Annotated in this window: 13 protein-coding genes; 7 read left to right on the plus strand and 6 right to left on the minus strand. The window is 55.5% G+C overall.

Going from position 1 to position 17574, the window contains the following annotated elements:
* Positions 1 to 233: 233 nt before the first annotated feature.
* Genes LQZ19_RS12310 through LQZ19_RS12335 form a run of 6 tightly spaced genes read right to left on the minus strand, consistent with a single transcriptional unit; the run spans position 234 to position 5880 of the window.
* The gene (locus LQZ19_RS12310; RefSeq protein ID WP_411047967.1) at positions 234 to 875 is read right to left on the minus strand and encodes an energy-coupling factor transporter transmembrane component T family protein; all 642 of its coding nucleotides are present in this window, start codon (positions 873 to 875) and stop codon (positions 234 to 236) included.
* Positions 866 to 1630 (minus strand): energy-coupling factor ABC transporter ATP-binding protein, encoded by a 765-nt coding sequence (locus tag LQZ19_RS12315; RefSeq protein WP_411047968.1) that lies wholly within the window; start codon positions 1628 to 1630, stop codon positions 866 to 868. Before LQZ19_RS12315 ends, LQZ19_RS12310 begins: the two co-directional genes overlap by 10 nt.
* Before the next feature lie 8 nt (positions 1631 to 1638).
* Positions 1639 to 2217 carry a biotin transporter BioY gene (locus tag LQZ19_RS12320; protein WP_411047969.1) on the minus strand — a complete coding sequence of 193 codons (579 nt, stop codon included), beginning with the start codon at positions 2215 to 2217 and terminating at the stop codon, positions 1639 to 1641.
* A 22-nt stretch (positions 2218 to 2239) separates the two neighbouring features.
* Entirely contained in the window at positions 2240 to 3823 is a 1584-nt protein-coding gene (locus LQZ19_RS12325) for a glycoside hydrolase family 57 protein (RefSeq protein ID WP_411047970.1), read from the minus strand.
* 6 nt (positions 3824 to 3829) lie between these two features.
* The gene (locus LQZ19_RS12330) at positions 3830 to 4540 is read right to left on the minus strand and encodes a DUF4912 domain-containing protein (RefSeq protein ID WP_411047971.1); all 711 of its coding nucleotides are present in this window, start codon (positions 4538 to 4540) and stop codon (positions 3830 to 3832) included.
* A 41-nt stretch (positions 4541 to 4581) separates the two neighbouring features.
* Positions 4582 to 5880: a UPF0164 family protein gene (locus LQZ19_RS12335; protein ID WP_411047972.1), complete on the minus strand. Its 1299-nt coding sequence runs from the start codon at positions 5878 to 5880 to the stop codon at positions 4582 to 4584.
* Between the two features lie 181 nt (positions 5881 to 6061).
* Between LQZ19_RS12335 and LQZ19_RS12340 the strand changes: the two genes are divergently transcribed.
* The 7 genes from LQZ19_RS12340 (at position 6062) to LQZ19_RS12370 (ending at position 17393) form a co-directional block, all read left to right on the plus strand.
* On the plus strand, positions 6062 to 9070 hold the full coding sequence (locus LQZ19_RS12340) for a hypothetical protein (RefSeq protein WP_411047973.1): 3009 nt from the start codon (positions 6062 to 6064) through the stop codon (positions 9068 to 9070).
* Positions 9067 to 13671, plus strand: a complete 4605-nt coding sequence (locus LQZ19_RS12345; RefSeq protein ID WP_411047974.1) for a SpoIIE family protein phosphatase — start codon at positions 9067 to 9069, stop codon at positions 13669 to 13671. The genes LQZ19_RS12340 and LQZ19_RS12345 overlap by 4 nt, the downstream gene beginning before the upstream one ends.
* A gap of 282 nt (positions 13672 to 13953) precedes the next feature.
* Positions 13954 to 14775 carry a transporter substrate-binding domain-containing protein gene (locus LQZ19_RS12350; protein WP_411047975.1) on the plus strand — a complete coding sequence of 274 codons (822 nt, stop codon included), beginning with the start codon at positions 13954 to 13956 and terminating at the stop codon, positions 14773 to 14775.
* A gap of 5 nt (positions 14776 to 14780) precedes the next feature.
* Positions 14781 to 15488: an amino acid ABC transporter permease gene (locus tag LQZ19_RS12355; RefSeq protein WP_411047976.1), complete on the plus strand. Its 708-nt coding sequence runs from the start codon at positions 14781 to 14783 to the stop codon at positions 15486 to 15488.
* Entirely contained in the window at positions 15475 to 16197 is a 723-nt protein-coding gene (locus tag LQZ19_RS12360) for an amino acid ABC transporter ATP-binding protein (protein WP_411047977.1), read from the plus strand. The genes LQZ19_RS12355 and LQZ19_RS12360 overlap by 14 nt, the downstream gene beginning before the upstream one ends.
* Before the next feature lie 26 nt (positions 16198 to 16223).
* Entirely contained in the window at positions 16224 to 16994 is a 771-nt protein-coding gene (locus tag LQZ19_RS12365; RefSeq protein WP_411047978.1) for a dimethylarginine dimethylaminohydrolase family protein, read from the plus strand.
* A gap of 15 nt (positions 16995 to 17009) precedes the next feature.
* The gene (locus tag LQZ19_RS12370; protein ID WP_411047979.1) at positions 17010 to 17393 is read left to right on the plus strand and encodes a hypothetical protein; all 384 of its coding nucleotides are present in this window, start codon (positions 17010 to 17012) and stop codon (positions 17391 to 17393) included.
* The last annotated feature ends 181 nt before the right edge of the window (positions 17394 to 17574 follow it).

Consider the following 17574-nt stretch of genomic DNA (forward strand, 5'->3'; position numbering starts at 1 on the left):
CACAGAGGGAAGAACACAGAGATCACAGAGGGAAGAACACAGAGATCACAGAGGGGAATAAGGGGGTTTCCCCCTCTGTGGCCTCTGTGTCTCCTCTGCGATCTCTGTGGTTTCTCTTCTTCCCCTCTGTGTCTCCTCTGCGATCTCTGTGTTCTTCCCTCTGCGTCCTCTGCGGTAAATCCTCTTTGTCCGTGAGGTCCGTGAGGTCCGTGTGGTCCGTGGTTATTCTTATTTCACAACAAACATCCCCGGGATTCCAGGGCTGCTGCGGTTTCCCCAGCGCTTACTATCATCCTTTCCATCACCAGGGGGATCAGGGTACGAAGCTGGGGAAGGCCTTTTTTTCCGCACCGGGCCCGGTAGGCGAGTTCCGCACTTTCCCAGACCGTGAAGAAACGGGGGAGGAAACCCAGCATCAGGGAAATGCCCAGGCTTAGGCGCCTAAGATGGAGATGGTCCAGGGAATCCTTGATTTCCGTCATGGTGGTTACGGAAAAAAACAGGGATGCTGCGCAGAAGGCGAGGAGGATACCCCAGCCGAAGACAAGGCTTGCCTCAAGGCCCTCGGTGTTGAGGAACATAGCCCCTTCCGGCTTTAGGCCGACCGACCGGCAGAGAACGACCATGAGGGCCATCACCAGTAGGGGCCTTATACCCCGGAGCAGTTCCCAGGGGCGTATCTTCGCGGCCAGGGAAGCGGCTATTACCAGGAGGGTCCCCAATCCCAGGGCGGGGGGGCCGAAGATGAAGCTCAGGGTGGATATGAGGAACAGGCCCAGGAGCTTGAGGCCCCCGGGAAGCCGGTGGAGTGTGCTTTTACCCGGGCGGTACGCGTAGGGGACGGGGCGGCGTATGGGCCGGCGCTTTACAGCCATGTGCAGTCCGCCACGGTTCCGTAGCTTTTCCGGGGGTCCCGCACGCCGTATGCATCCTTCAGCCGGTCCAGAACTTCGGCGGGTTTTCCGTCCTCCCGGATGATTCCCCGGTCGAGGATTACCAGCCGGTCCGCAAAGGCCAGCACCTTTTCCAGTTCGTGGGTCAGGAGGATCACCGTTTTGCCCTCCTGTTTAAGCTGCCGGATTATTTCAAGAACCTGGACTACCCCGGGCCAGTCGAGGTTGGCGAAGGGTTCGTCCATGATAATGGTTTGGCAGCCCATAGCCAGGATACCCGCCACGGCAAGGCGCCGTTTTTCGCCGCCCGAAAGGTTTCGCGGGGGCCGGTCCCGCTTATGTTCCAGACCCAGGGCGGCCAGGGCGTTTTGTACCCGTTCTTCAACTTCGGCCTTGGAAAGCCCCAGGTTTTTGGGCCCAAAGGCGATATCCTCCGCCACGGTTTCCCCAACCATCTGGGCGTCCGCATCCTGAAAAATCAGGCCCAGATGCCGCCGAAGATCGCCCATGACGGTGTTGAGGGGCCGGCCCCGGAAGAGCAGTTCCCCCTCATCGGGGTCCATGAGCCCCGCCAGGATCAGCATCAGGATGGTTTTTCCCGAACCGTTGGCCCCGGAGATAAGGAGGAATTCACCCTCACGGATCTCCAGGCTTACCCCGGAGAGCGCCCGTACTTCGGTTTCCCCCCCGGGTGAAAAGGTTTTAACCAGATTGGAAATGGAGAAAAGGGGTTCCATCTACGATACTAGAGCAGTTCCGCGATAATTCGGCGCAGCCTGGGGGCGATGGCCGCCGCAACAATTCCCTTTACGGCATCTCCCGCAAGGAAGGGGAGGACGCCTGCTATAAAAACCGCAGACCAGCTGAGGTCCATAAGCTGTTTAAGCCGGAGTATGCCGGGAATATAGACCGAAATGAGTCCCAGGACTGTGGCCAGGATGATCTTCCAAACCGGGGCCGGTTTTGCAGCCCGGGGCCGGCCGGCGATGAGCCCCGCAATAAGGGCGGAAAGCAGGTAACCCAGGAGATAACCCCCGGTGGGGCCGAGGAAACGGGCGAAGCCCCCGGAAGCCCCGGCGAATACCGGTGCGCCCAGGGCTCCGGCTAAAAGATACAGGGCCACCGCAAGACTTCCGCCTATGGGCCCCAGGACCAGCCCGGCAAGGATGGTAAAGAGGTTCTGCAGTACCACCGGTATCGGGGAGAAGGGCAGGGGGATCGATATTAAGGCCCCCGCTGCGGTGAGCGCCGCGAAAAGGGCGATAAGGGTGATTCCGCTGATCGTTTTTCGGCCTGCGGAAAGGCTGGCATTTTTTTGCATCATAACTCCTTCTATGAATAAGCAACTAGCGTTTGTGCCGGAAAACCCGGTAATTGACCGTGGGGAAGATATTGTGGCGCCGTTCCAGGCTGGTAAGCCATTCGGTGCTGATATAATTGCTCCCTAAGGACTCGTAGATGGTAGTAAAATTCCGCAGCGCCGCCTCAACCTGATTCCGGGCATAGAGGGTGTTTTCCTGTTTATAGAGCATTTTCGGCCAGTCGGAACACTGGACCAGGAGTATTTCCCGGGCAGCTTGGTTCAGGGCCCGTTCCTTAAGCCCCGTATCGTCGGGAAAACGTTCCGCCAACTCTATCATCCGTTCCAGGGAACGGAGAGCGTGGCGGTAGAGCCAATCGTTGGAGGCGTCCAGCCACATCTCCCCGTAACCGTTGACCCCCCAGGACGAAAATTCCGGCATGGCGGTCCGGAAGCCGGAAGCGTCCTGTTTGTAGAGGTATTCCGCGGGGTTCATAAACTGAAGCCCCGTACGATGCGCCCCCTCCCGGTACAGGGCCTCGATAAATGCCGGCCCCTCGTACCAGAAACGGCCGAAGAGATCGGCGTTATAGGCGCAGAGGCTTATGGGACAGCCATCCATGTATTCCGCTACGGAATTGAACCGGGAAATACGGGCATCCAGGAAGGACGAAGCGGCGGCTTTCACCCTTTCCAGGGCTTTTTGGGGATCGTAGATCTGATTGTTTCCCGAAGCCCAGTACTTATACCCGGTCGCTTTCCGGGCGCCGTTGGCTTCCAGGAAGGAGCTTAGCGCCTCCGTAGGAAGTTCAAACCCCGCATCCCGGAGGTAGTCGCGGTATAGGGGATCCATATGGCAGGCAAACTTGGCTTCCTCCAGTTCCCGGCCGGCATAAAAATCCCTGGCCAGGATGAATACCCCCGCAGGGGTTTTTACGGGATAAAAACTTCCCCGGGATTCCGGATGATCCTCCATGCAGAGACTATGGGTATCCACAATGGTATAACTAAAATTATAAGCCCGCAGATACCGGTCCATTTCCGGAGACCAGCCGAGTTCCGGAAGCCAGAACCCATGGGGATTCTTGCCGAAAAGAATACGGTGGGAGGCGATGGCAGTCTCGAACTGGGCCTGGATCGCCTCGGGATAGTTTGAGTAGAGGGGCAGAAAGGCATGGGTAGCGGCGGTGGTTAGCAGTTCCACCCGGCCTTTCCGCTGATAATGATCGAAACCCCGCAGAATGTTCCCCTCGTAGCGTTCCGTAAAAAGGACCCGCTTTTCCACTGCCTGGTCGTAAAAATTCAGGGCCAGACGGTGTATTTCGTCTTCCCCGGCGGTTCTTTCCAGTTCCCGGACGCCGAATTCAATCTGCCGGTCCACATATTTCAGGTAACGTTCCAGGAGATATTCATCCCGCAGCATATGGCAGAGGGTTGGCGATAGGGAAAGGGCAATCTTGAAGGGGATATGCTCCGCATCCAGGCGATCAAAGACCTCCAACAGGGGTAGATAGGTATCGGAAAGGGCTTCGAAGAACCACCGCTCTTCCTGGGCCTGATCCATTTCAGGATGCCGGACAAAAGGCTTATGCAGGTCCAGTACCAAAGAAATAACCCTGGAATTGTTCATTTACCGCTACCCCTGGACGCCGGCGGTGTTTACGCCGCAGCGTTTTGGAAGGCGGGATGAACGGATGGTATTGCGGAGTATTTTAAAATCATCGATCCCCGAAAGGCGGAGCAGAGGATTATCTACGGTTGTGACCTCCCTGTTTTCCCAGGGCTTGAGCAGCCTGGGCAGCCTGAAGGAGTTTGAAACCGCCAAAACGATCGATTCATCCTTCCGTATAACACAAAGATCCACCTTGAAGGTTCCTCCCGAAGGGGGAAACCCCAGGTACCAGGCGGAATCTTCAGTTCCCACCTGAACGGTAAAGGAACTGTCATTTGCCGCGGATGGATTCCCGGACGCCGGTATATTCACCGGAGAGACCCTGAGGTAATACCCGCCAAAATCCGGGGCTTTCTCGTGGATTTCCTTATCATGGGCATTGGTTTCCCAGAATGCAAAGGCCCAGAGAGGATCACGGATTAAAACCTCTATGTAGCTGATATTGTACTGTTTGGGAAGGGGAGCCGTTGCGCCCTGGTGTTTCTCGGTTAGGGGGAGGGGGTTCTTTTTAGTGCTGTTTTCTTCATCAACGACGGTTTCCAGCAATTCCTCTATAATGATGGTCCGGTCCAGCCCGGGAGGTACATCTATCCCATGGTTGTCCGCAAGTCGAATTAATTCAGTTGTTGTTAAACTTTCAAGGAAAGGCCGATTCGGCCACAACTCATTTATCATCACGTGATCATGGAAAAAAGAAGGATATATGTCAATACACACTAGAAGCCAAGGGATTGCATTTCATCAATACGATCTATCAGGTCTTTGGAGCGGGTGAGCAGGGAGATCCCCTCCGAGGCCGGTTCAAACCGTGGGTCAACTTTCAGGGTCTCTTCCCAATAATACCGGGCTTCCGTAGTTTCCCCCCGGGAATAGGCGCTTAAGCCCTTTATGTACAGCGCCTCCGCATCTTCCTCCCGGGCTTTTCTTCCCTGATCTCCAAGGTTAAACCGTATCCCCAGGCTGATACGGTTCATGGGGGTAAACTGGGTTAATAGATCCAGGGTATAGTTCAGGTCCAGGGAAAACCTTTGCAGATCCACCGCACTGCCCAGGGTAATCCGGACATTTCCGGATTTGGTCAGCAGCCCGGCGTGCATGGACAGGAATTGGGTAATTTGGGTGGATAAGCCCATCGCCCAGTAGGGCTTTTCCGAAAGATCGAGGTTTACCATGTTTATGGGGAAGGAATAGTCGAAGGAAAGGAGGATGGGCCGCAGGGGTTTCCAGGAAAGGCCGGCCACCGCCACCGTAGGCAGGGGGTCGTCCATGGCCGGGGGGCCCAAATTACGGGCTACCAGAGCAAAGGACAGATTTCTTTCCCGGGAATTGTAGAATTTCAGAAAATTGATACGGGTAAGTACGCCGATATCCGCCATGGCCATGGCTGCGGACTGGGAAGATCCGGACCCGGAGGCCAGACTGCCGGTGAGGTTTTCCCTATCATCGGCATCGGAATAGTCGGGAACAAAACGGAAGGCCCCTTTGATGTTTATCCCCAGGGAAATACCGGTAAAGTAATACCCCGAAAGAAAGTTATAGGAGCCGTTGAGCACCCCCACCACCTCGGAATAATAGCCCTTGGAAGCCCGCTCCCCGTAGATGTTGTACTCCGTAAAGGGGGTGTAAAGCCATTTGCCCCCGGCGGCAAACCCAAAGTCCTTCAGACGGGATGCGAAGGCCGCCCCCTCAATCTTGGTATCGGCGATCCAGTTATTATGAAAAAAGGCCAATTCCGTCTTTGCCAGCAAGGAGGACCCCGCGGGGTTCCATTCGAGGAAAGAAATGTCATCGGAAACTGCGGAAAAGGAACCGGCCATGCCCTCGGCCCTGCCGCCCAGTGGGACGTTCAGCACGGGGAAGGCGGTTAGTCCCGCATTGTTGTCAATACCGTAAATATCCCTCAGATAATCCGTGAGGGAACCATAGGAATCTTCACCAAAATCAATGGCCCAAAGGGTATTTACCAGACAAATGAGAAAAACCATACATAGCAGCGGGTTTCCGCATTTTTTCATGTATACCCTGTAATAATATATATCGGATAAAGACTTTATTCCACACTACCATTATAATCTAATTATTGGAATTCCGATATTGAAGGTGGGGTATACCGTAGTGAAATTTTCAAGCCATCCGCCGGGGTGGCGCCTTCAACGCATTTTTCCGCTGACACTACAGCCATGGCTAGGCTTTTTTTTGCCCCTGCTGATCCTGGCCCTGGCCCCAAACCTTTACGGGGAGGGGATGCGGGATGCCAGTTTAAAGTCCGCAGACAAACTTATTGCGGAGCGGCAATTTGACGAGGCTATCCGGATTCTAACCGAATATACCGAAGAAAACCCCGCAAAATTTTTCCAGGCCCAGAGGCGGCTCCGGAAGATTATCCTGCTCCGGGCAGGTTACAATACCCTGGCTGGGGAGCTTCTGGATGTGCTGACCAATGATCCTGACAATTCGGAAAAGATTCTCGACCTTACCCGGCGGCTTGAGGAAGTGGAACCCGCCCAGGGTATGGTGCAGCAGTTTATTACCCAGGTCAAGGAACTGGCCCTGTTCGGCTATAACCGGCGTCTCTTGGAGCAGATCATGGCCCGGGCCCGGGAATTACTCGATCAGGGGGATTATATAGCTGCTCTCAACGCCTATGCCGATGGTTTGGAAATATATCAGTCGGAATTTTTTGCCGCCGGGTACGGGGAGCCCATCAATAACCGGGTTAAGAGTTCCCTTGTTATACTTACGGACAGCATAAAGACCTTTTCCGGCATTGTTACCCCCTTCAACAACGCCATCGCCGGTCTCGATCGCATTGGAGACCAGAGCGGGGGAAATAATTTGTCCCGGCTTCGGGACTTCTATACCCGGCTTACGCCGCTGATGGAACAGCTAATCCTCCTGAATAATAACATAGCCGAGGTGGGGAATTATTTCGATGAGCAATTGGCCCAATTCCGGCAGGAAGATCCCAACCTGGGGGATCGCAACTACCTTTCCTTCACTTCCAGGATCGTCTTTGGCCGGGCAGGTACGGATATTCAGGAAGGTATGCTGGGCGCCGTGGCGGGTCTCTGGATTTCGGTGCTCTCCCAATTTGATATGGTCCTGGCGGACAATACGGAACAGACCTACAAAAACGCCTATGCTGCCCTGGAAAGGAAGAATTATTTCCAAGCCAGGGCGCAGTTTGAATCGGTTGTCGCCTACTGTACCATGGCATTGGGCTTTTTAACTGATTGGGATCGTTTTTACCAAGGACAGGATTTTCAGACCTACGAATATTTTGGCATTGAGGTAATCGCCGCTAAGGCGGATGAGTATTTACGATATGTGTCCCTAAGCCTGGCATCCACAAGTCTGATGGAAACCGGTCCTCTGATGGAGCAGTACAGCCGTTTGTCTTCGATGAGCTCCACAGCCCTGGAATCCTGGCAGCGGGGCGCCATGAGTACCCGGAATGCCATGGCCATCGAAGCGGATATGCGGAGTACCTGCCGCGATTTGGCTGTTAAAATAGAAACGGTTCTGGAAAGTTTGAACGTGACCGGGGAGATCTTGCTGAGTTACCGCTCCAGGCTCAGCGGGGAAGAGGTCCATTACGCCTCAATGGAAAACGCCCTTACCCTTTTTAACGAAATGGATATGAATATCTTCAACCTGGAAATGGCTTCCGCAGTGCGGGAGTACACCATTGGGAACGGGGACCTCCGGCAGCGGATAGAGGCCTGGGAAAACCAATTTAATGAGGCCAACCGCCTTTTTGTGGGGTACTCCGTGTCTAACATCAACGAGGAGTATATTGCCAAGTATCCCACGGAAGCGCTGAACATCTTTGTCCGCCTTGATCAGGGCAGCGCCCAGGGCCTCACCGATGGGAAGGACCTGCTCGCCAGGTATGGTGAAGAAATCCCCCGGTTTATCACCGCCCCTCAGATAGATAGATTATTTCTTGACGCCCGGGCGCTGATGGCCAGGCTTGAGGCGCTCCGGACCAGGAGCCTGCCTCTGGAGGAGACCGCCCGGACTCAGTCGGCCCAGGCCGAGGCCTTCCGCCTGGACGGAGACCGGCTCTACCAGGAAGCCCGTACCGCCCTGGGCCGGAGTAACTTCGATGCAGCCCGTGAGCAGGTCCTGCGATCCGGGGAACAGTACGACGCCTCCCTGGCGATCCAGGAATCCACCGAGCTTAGACGTACCCGGGATACCAACCTCATTGCCCTTGGGACCGAGATAACCAGACTGGAAAATGAGGCCATAATCAAGGAAGTGCGGGGCCTGGTCAACACCGCCAGGGATACCTATTTTGACGGAAACTTTGACCGGGCCGAAGACTACCTGGTCCAGGCCAGGACCCGCTGGCGGAGAACCAACGTGGAGGATGACCCGGAGGTAAGCTATTGGCTTACGGTGGTCCGGGGCGCCATGTCCCTGCGGGCAGGGCGGAACATCCCCGTTACGGCCCCCCTCTATGCGGAAATGAGTCAGCTCTTAAGCGACGCTAAGAAAAACTACGACGATGGGATCAGGCTGATCAACGAGAACCGCCGCCCGGAGGGCATCGCTAAGTTTGTAGATGCCCGGCGGAAAACACGGGAAGTCCGGCTCATGTTCCCGGTTAACCAGGAGGCCAGCCTGCTGGAACTGCGGATGGATCAGGTGACGGATCCATCCGCTTTCACCGCATCCTTCCAACGCCGGCTCACCGAAGCCGTATCCGGTACTAAGCGGGGCTCCGTGGAAAGCTTTGCGGATCTTCAGAACCTGGCGGAAATCAACCCTACGTATCCGGGGATACGGAACATGGTGGCCCAGGCGGAGATCGATATGGGGTACCGTCCCGCCCCGCCGGATGTACGTTCCCTTGCCCGATCTACCGAGCTTACCACCGCCGCCCGGTCCATCATAGACCGGAATGCACGGACCCAGTTTCCCATTGCCCTGGAACAGCTGAACCAGGCCCTGGTATTAAACCCCTCCAACAGCCAGGCCATGGCCCTTAAGGATAGAATTCAAGCCGAGTTAGGCGGGGGCGGTTCGGTGATTTTAAGCAGCACCGTGGAAAGGGAGTACCAGCGGGCGGTCCAGGCATTGCAGCAGGGTAATACCCTGGCGGCCATGACCATTGTACAGCAGCTTTTGCAGGATCCCCGGAACCGTAATTCGACCCGTATCCAGGATTTACAGCGAAGGATCGAATCCCTCCTATGAAGTACACAGCAATGCTGCTTTTTTTTCTTGGCTGCGCCGTTTCTCTTTCTGCGCTTTCCGATTTTTTCTGGGAACAGCCCGATTTATTTATTCCCCAGGAGGCGGATTTTCCCGTATCGGCCTTTAACGACGATATTTCCATTTTGGCCTGGCAGGAGAATCACACCGGTCCTGTCGAAGGGGGCGGGGACGGACAAATCGTCATCTCCCTGGCGCTTAAGCGGACCGGAGACCCCTGGCGTATGTACCCCGCTGTGGGCGGGCCCTATACCTATTCCGGCGCCGAGCCCGCCATACTCAGCGTTGCGGTGGATTCCCGGGGCCGGATAATCCTGGCCGCCGCTGCCTCCGCCTCGGAGACGGAAATCCTTATCTCAGGAGATCAGGGAGAAAGCTTTAGAAGGGTCCGGCTCAACAACGGCGCCGAAGGTTCCGTGGCCCCCCGGATTTATTCCAGGACCGGCGGGGGGTATCTGCTTTTTGTAACCAGGGGTATCGCCCAGTCACTTTCTATATTTTACGCCCGTTCCGATGATGGTATCTCCTGGACCGCCTTTGAGCCCTTTGTGATGGATACCGCCATGCAGCTGAATTTTCTCCCCACCCATGCCGGTCTAAACGGTACCGATTATGTGATTTTTCAGTCCTTTGTGGGCAGCGTTGATATTGTGCCCACCTTTCAGCTCTATCTTAAAACCAGTACCGACGGCGGCAGTACCTGGACCCCCGCCCGGCTGATTACCAATTTCCGTGATCCCTATTCGAACAGTGATGCTAGTCCGGAACATTTTGATAACCAGCGCCCCTACCTTTCGGTCCAGGGCAATCAGCTCTTTCTGGTATGGGAGCGGCACTACAGTTCCGCTAACCCGCAGATTTACGGCTCATCCCTGGATAGTGCGGGGAGTATCATCAACCCTGAACGGATAAACAGTGAAACTGCCTATTGCAATAACCCTATAGCTTTTTATTTCCGGGGCGAAACTACGGTGGTGTGGTTTGACAGCCGCCGGGGCGGGAACCGGGTATTCCTGGCTCAGAAGTGGGGTACAAGATGGGAGAACTACGACCTTTCCGGCGCCGCCGGGGAGGCCTCCTTCGCCCGTCCGGTGGTGGACGGCAGCGATCTGCTGGTATTCTGGCAGACCCGGGTCCGGGGGCAAAACCGTATCTACTCCCTGGCCCCGGATACCACGGTCACATCCCCTCAGCTTGCGGCGGAAAATTTTGTTCCTTCCCGGCGCAGCAGGGCTGAACGGGTCCGCCTTTCCTGGAATGTTCCCCCGGACCCTTCGGGGATCAGGGGCTTTTCCTACAGCTGGAGTAAATCCCCCGAGGATGTCCCCCCCAGGGAGCTGCTCGCCTACGTGGGAACCACCGGGCGGGAACTAATCGCCGACGAGGACGGGGGCTGGTATTTTTCCGTTACCGCCCAGGATTACGCGGGTAACTGGTCCGCTCCCTCGACGATTGAGTATATCCGGGATACTACCCCCCCGCCGGCAGCCAATGTCATCCAGCCCTCCCTTGACGAAGAGGGCTTCCTGAGTTCCAACAGTTTTGCTGTTCAGTGGAACCCGCCCCCGGCTTCGGATGTGGCGGGCTATACCTGGACCATGGAGTACATGGCCCCCCTGGGTGAATACACCGCGATGGATGATGAAACCTTCACTGCGGCCGCAGAAGAACTATTCGGTCTGCGGCCCGTTCCATCTCCCACACCGCGGATCATGGGAGCGGATAACGCCGTCTCCTTTTCAAACGAAGATAACGGGGTATGGCGTTTTTCGGTTTTCGCCATAGACGAAGTCGGTAATATCGGCCCCGCCTCCAGCGCCTATCTCCGGATGAACAAATACATCCCCCACACCTTTATTACCATGGTGGACGCCGGCCAGGATGAACAGGGTATACTCTCGATTCGCATCGTCGGCCGGGGCTTCCTTGACGGCGGCGCCGTAAACCGGATTTTCCTGGACCAGGACGGCAGGCCCCCCTACGACCGGGAATATTTCCTGGATCGCGGCGATTTCAGGATAAACTCGGACCGGGAAATCACCGGTCTGCGGATCGATGATATTGACGAAGGCCGCTTCCTGGTTGGTGTGGAGCATTCCCTGCGGGGAATCGCCCTGGGGAACCGGTTGATTTCCGTGGACGAAATGGGAACCGCTAAGTTTGGGGATTTCTCCCAAGCCTGGGAGCCATCCTGGAACGTACGTCCGGAAAGGCACTACCGGTTCGATATGATTATCTGGATCATTGTAGGAATAGTATTACTGTGCGGAGTTGGAATGGTAGCTTCCATACGGGGCATTGCCTCGGTCTTGGCGGATACCGCGGTGATAAAACTTGAAACGGTTGCGCTCATTACAGGAGATCTTATGCCCTTGGAAAAGAAAAAACGGCTGAAAAAAATCACTAAACGCGGAGTGGGTTTGCGGATTAAACTTGCGGGTTTTACCATCGCCCTGGTACTCCTGGTGGTGGGCATGGTCTCGGGCCCCCTGTACGCCCTCATGACCCGTACCCAGGAAGAGACCCTGCTCCAGGGCCTTTGGGACCGTTCCGCCGTATTAATGGAAGGCCTTGCCTCCAGCGCCCGGGCGTATCTGCCCTCCCGGAGCAGCGCGGCCCTGGAGTTGAGCTACCTCCCCGCCCAGGCATCCGCCCTCCCGGAAGCCCGGTACGTAACCATCACCGGTTTCGGCGCAGCCTCCACCCTCTTTACGGATCATATCTGGGCAACCAACGACCCGGACATCCTAACCAAGATCGATACTGCGGATCTTGAGCCCGGGATCTCCCGCCTGGAGGATCTCCTGAGCCCGCGGGTTGAGGAACTCGCCGATGAGCTGAACAACCGGGCCCGCAGAGAGGTGGGGGATTTGGCCGCCAGTATTGCCGGCCTGAACCAGGAAGGGGTTTCCCTGGCCTTGCGTACCGACCAGGAAAGCATCCTGCGCCTGGAGAGTATTCAGGAAACTACCCCGGGCCTGGAAAAACAGCTCACCGAACGGCTCACCGAAATAGCCCGGGAGATCCGATCCGAACCGGCCTTCTCTACCCTGCGGGTGGATAAAAAGGTGGGAACCTCCTTTATCTTCTATAAACCAGTTATGTTCCGCCAGGGCTCGGAGGATGTGTATCTCCGGGGCCTTATCCGGCTGGAAGTGTCCATCGATTCCATCATCGCCCAGATTGCCCAGGGCCAGCGTTCCCTCCTCCGGGTCCTGATGGTAATCGCCCTGACGGCCATCATCATCGGCGCTGTGGGCGCCCTGGCCCTCTCCGCGCTGATCATCAGGCCCATCAAAAGGCTGGTATCCCATGTGGAGCGCATCCGGGATACGGAAGACAAAGCCAAGCTGGCGGGTGTAGAAATCGACATCAAGACCCGGGACGAGATTGCCGTACTGGGGAACACCATCAACGACATGACCCACGGTCTGGTCAAAGCCGCCAAGGCTTCGGAGGATCTCACCATCGGTAAGGAGGTGCAGAAAAAATTCATCCCCCTGGAAATTGACCGGGAGGGGAATAAACTCAGCTCCGGGTTTAAGGATACCAAGAACGCACAGTTTTTCGGTTACTACGAAGGGGCCAAGGGCGTATCCGGAGATTACTTCGATTACCAGGATCTGGACGGCCGCTACTTTGCCATCATCAAATGTGATGTGGCCGGTAAGGGAATCCCCGCGGCGCTGATCATGATCCAGGTGGCCACCATGTTCCTCAACTATTTCAAAACCTGGAAACCTACCCAAAAGGGTATGCATATCGAGGAAGTGGTCTACCAGATCAACGACTTTATCGAGACCCTGGGTTTCAAGGGCCGTTTCGCCGCCTTCACCCTGGCCCTCTTCGATTCCGAAACCGGCATCATCCGTTTCTGCAACGCCGGTGACAATATCGTTCACCTGTACGATTCCTCGGAAAAAAAGATGAAAACCCTAACCCTGCCCCAGAGCCCCGCCACCGGTGTGCTGCCCAACTTTATGGTAGAGTCCAAGGGCGGCTACCAGGTACAAACCCTGATCCTCGACAGGGGGGACATGCTCCTGCTCTATACCGACGGTATCGAGGAAGCCAAGCGTAAGTTCCGGGACTCCGCCTTCAAGGAGATTCTTTGTACCGGCGGGCCGGAGACCGGAGCTAACGCCCCCGTCGATACTCCCCACGCCAACCACGTGGTAGGCCAGGCCGATGAGGAGATGGGCGCCGACCGTGTGGAGGCCATCATCAATGCGGTGATGAACAGGCAGGTCTACACCCTCTACAAGTACCATAACCCCGAAGGTGAAAGAGCATTACACTTCGATTTCACCACCTGCCAGGGCGGTTTGGAAGATACCATCATGGCCATGGTCTCTGTAGAAAAGATGTTCCGCCTCTACCGTGACCCCCGGGCCGGTGAAGATTCCCGGGTTCTGGTGGATAAAAAGATCGATAGCTTTCTTAAAGTCTATTTCCGCCAGTACCGCGATTACTGTTCCCAAACCCGGGAAAATCCCGGTAACGAGGCGTACATGTATTATACCCATGTTAAAGAGGATGAGCAGTACGATGATCTGACCATAATCGGTATCCAGAGGAAGTGATAGGTAACAATTTCAAATTCAACCACGGACCTCACGGACCTCACGGACAAAGAAGATTTACCGCAGAGATCACAGAGGGAAGAACACAGAGGACGCAGAGGAAGAGGGAATAAATGGCCTCTGGATTTCTTTGACTATCTTCCTCTGTGTTTCCTCTGCGTCCTCTGTGTTTTTTCTTCCTCTTTGTCTGTGAGGTCCGTGGTTATTCCCCTTTTCTAAAATGTACTTCTCAGATATAGTTTTCAAATAAACGATTTTTAAATGAAGGGTAGGAATATAAATATGAGAAGGCTCAATGTTTTTAGCCTGGGTGTCTTGGTGTGTCTGGGGCTGTTAATCGTTTTAACCGGATGCGGAAAAAAGTACCGGGATCTCGCCGCGATTCAGAAGAAGGGCGAGCTGGTCATGTTTACCGATGCCCGCTGGGCGCCCTTTGAGTATATCGGCGAAGGGGGAAAGGAAGAGGGGGTGGATATCGACCTTGGTCAGGCCATTGCCAAGGATCTGGGGGTAAAACTGCGTATCATCAACGCGGATTTTGATGGTTTCTCCCTGGCTATCCAGAATGGCCAGGCTGATATAGCTATCGCCGCCCTGACTATCACCGCCGAACGGAAGGAGTCCCTGGATTTTTCGGACCCCTATACCAATAGCTGTCAATATATCCTGAAACAGGAGACCAGTACCTTTATCAGGTCCCTGGATGATCTGCGGGGGCTTAAGGTGGGGGTCCACTTGGGAACCACCGGAGACTTCCTGGTGTCGGGGCAGATCACCGACGGGGTGCTTACGGGTACCGGCGCGGAGGTGGTGCAGTATAAGTCCCTGCAGGAAGCGTCCCTGGCTCTGATGAAGGGGGACCTTGGCGCAGTGGTTTGTGACGATCTCTGGGCGAAGAACCTGGCGGCGGTTAATAAGGGCCTAACCTGTTTTGAAGCCCGGTTTGCCGATGGCTCGATTGAGGAAGAATTTTACGGCGTCGCCATGGCCAAGGGGAATACCACCCTGGTTCAGGCCGTTAATGCCTCCCTGAAAAAACTTTTAGCCGCCGATGCAATCAACAAGAGCCTGGATTACCATATCCCCCGCTCCCAGATTGAGTAGGGGCCATGGGAGTAATCGCCGGTCTTGTACAGTACTGTTCACGGCAGTTTGTCCGTACCTTTCTGGATCAGAAGCGGTATTTATTATTTATTACCGGGTTCCGCAATACCCTCATTATTTCCCTGGCCGCAGCCCTTATCGGCATCGTCATCGGGGTGCTGGTGGCCACCGTTAAGGTGTATAACCAACAGACCGGGCGTTACAAACTGCTGAACAAGGGCTTTGGCGCCTATGTGGCGGTGGTTCGGGGCACTCCCCTGGCGGTCCAACTGCTGATCATGGCCTATATCATCATCCCTTCCAACAATTATATCATGATAGCCTGCGTCGCCTTTGGCCTTAATTCCGGCGCCTACGTTTCCGAGGTTATCCGGGCGGGAATTGGAGCGGTGGACGTGGGCCAGATGGAGGCAGCCCTTTCCCTGGGCCTAACCAGGTCTATCGCCATGCGGCGGGTTATCCTGCCCCAGGCGGTTAAGAACATACTCCCCGCCCTGTGCAACGAGTTTATCGCCATCATTAAGGAAACCTCCATTGTGGGGCTCATCGCCATTGTTGACCTGACCCGGGCTTCGGATATCGTGCGGAGCCGCACCGCGGAGGCCTATTTCCCCCTCCTGTCCATCGCCCTGATATATTTCCTGCTGGTGGCGGGACTTACCCGGCTTACCGGTATCCTGGAAAAAAGGCTGGCCCGCAGTGATAGAAGCTAGGGGACTCCACAAGAGCTTCGGGGACACTCATGTACTCAAGGGGATCAGTGAAAAAGTAGAAAAGGGTGAAAAGGTCGCCATTGTGGGGCCCTCGGGGTCCGGGAAAAGTACCTTTTTACGCTGCCTTAACCTTTTGGAAAAACCCGACGCCGGGGAAGTCTGGTTTGAGGGCGTGCAGATGAACGCTCCGGGCACGGATATCTTTGCCCTGCGCCGCCGCATGGGCATGGTGTTTCAGCATTTTAACCTCTTCCCCAACCTGACCATCCTGGACAATATCATCCTGGCACCAACGGAACTGAAACTGCAAACCCCGGACCAGGCGGTAAAGAACGCCAAACGCCTGCTGGAACGTATCGGCCTGGAGGAAAAGGCGGATACCTATCCGGCCATGCTTTCCGGCGGGCAGAAACAGCGGGTCGCCATAGTGCGGGCCCTGGCCATGAACCCCGACGTGATGCTCTTTGACGAGCCCACCAGCGCCCTGGACCCGGAAATGGTAGGGGAAGTGCTGGACCTTATCCGGGTTTTGGCGGAGGAGGGGATGACCATGCTCATCGTTACCCACGAAATGGGCTTTGCCCGGGAAGTAGCTACCCGGGTCCTCTTTATGGATGAAGGCGCCATCCTGGAGCAGAATACCCCCCTCGAATTTTTCGGCAAACCCCGGAACCCAAGACTGCAAAGTTTCCTTTCCAAAGTATTATAATAGAGATATTATAGAGGAGTTTTAGGATGTATAAAAATGTGATAGTCAGAACCCCCTGCCGGGCGGTGATTAATGGCATTAGCTCCCACCCGGAACTGGGTAAACCGGACTACGATCTGGCGCTGAAACAGCACGCCGCCTATATCCGGGCCATGGAAAGCCTGGGAATTACCGTACGGGTACTGCCCGCGGACGAAGCCTACCCGGATAGCTGCTTCGTAGAGGACGTGGCGGTCCTGAGCGAGCGCTGCGCGGTGGTCACCAACCCCGGCGCCAAAACCCGTAACGGAGAGGCGGCGGGTATCATCCCGGTATTAAAGGACTTCTACCCCGAAAAAGACATCCGTCGTATTATATCCTCGGGGACCCTGGAAGGGGGCGATGTGATGCGGATAGAAAACCGCTTTTACGTAGGTCTTTCCGCCCGCACCAACCAGGCGGGGGTAGACCAATTTGCGGCGCTCCTCAACCCCTACGGTTATGAGGTAATCCCCATAACCCTGAAGGAAGTGCTGCACCTTAAAACCGGGGTCAATTACCTGGCGGATAATCGGCTCCTGGTGTCCGGGGAATTCATCGCCAAGCCGGAATTCGCCGCCTATGATAAAACCGTAATTCCCCCGGAAGAGGATTACGCCGCGAATTGCCTATGGATCAACGGTACGGTGGTACTTCCCGCAGGCTTTCCCGCCACAGAGACCCTGCTCAAACAGTTCGGTTATCCCACCCTCCCGGTGGACACCTCAGAATTCCGTAAAATTGACGGCGGCCTCAGCTGCCTTTCACTAAGGTTCTAATAATAGGAGGACAAAATGACATTTGGTGAACGTATGAGAGAGCTCCTGGAACAAGGCGCCGTAGTATCGAAGGAGTTTGCCGCCAAAGCCGGGGAGAAAGCCCAGGATTGGGGCAGCCGTGGCCTGGAGGCTTCCAAGGAATTTGCCGCCAAAGCAGGCGCCAAGGCCCAGGAACTGGGGGAAATCGGGGTCCTCAAGGTTGAAATTAAGCAGTTTGAAGGGCAAGCCAAGAAACTCATAGGCCGCCTCGGGGCGGAGCTATACAGCCGCTTCACCGAAAAGGACACCCAAAGCGTTTCCCGGGACGATGCGGCGGTAGGGGCAATACTGTCTGAAATTGCCGCCGTAAAAGAAGCCATCGAAAAGCGGGAAGATGAACTGAGGAAACGAAAGCCCTGATAGGGCATGAATTCGACTTGTGTTTTTCTTTGATCCGCAGTATACTATGTAAGCTTAATATTCTTATTATTCCACGGGGGTATAGCGGTAGATGAAAATGCCTTGTAATTTCTTATACTGTAACAAATTACCCCCCCCCCCCCCCCCCCCCCCCCCCCACCCCACCTCTTTAACTTAATCC

The organism is Treponema primitia, from assembly GCF_046533075.1.
GTDB lineage: Bacteria > Spirochaetota > Spirochaetia > Treponematales > Breznakiellaceae > Termitinema > Termitinema primitia_B.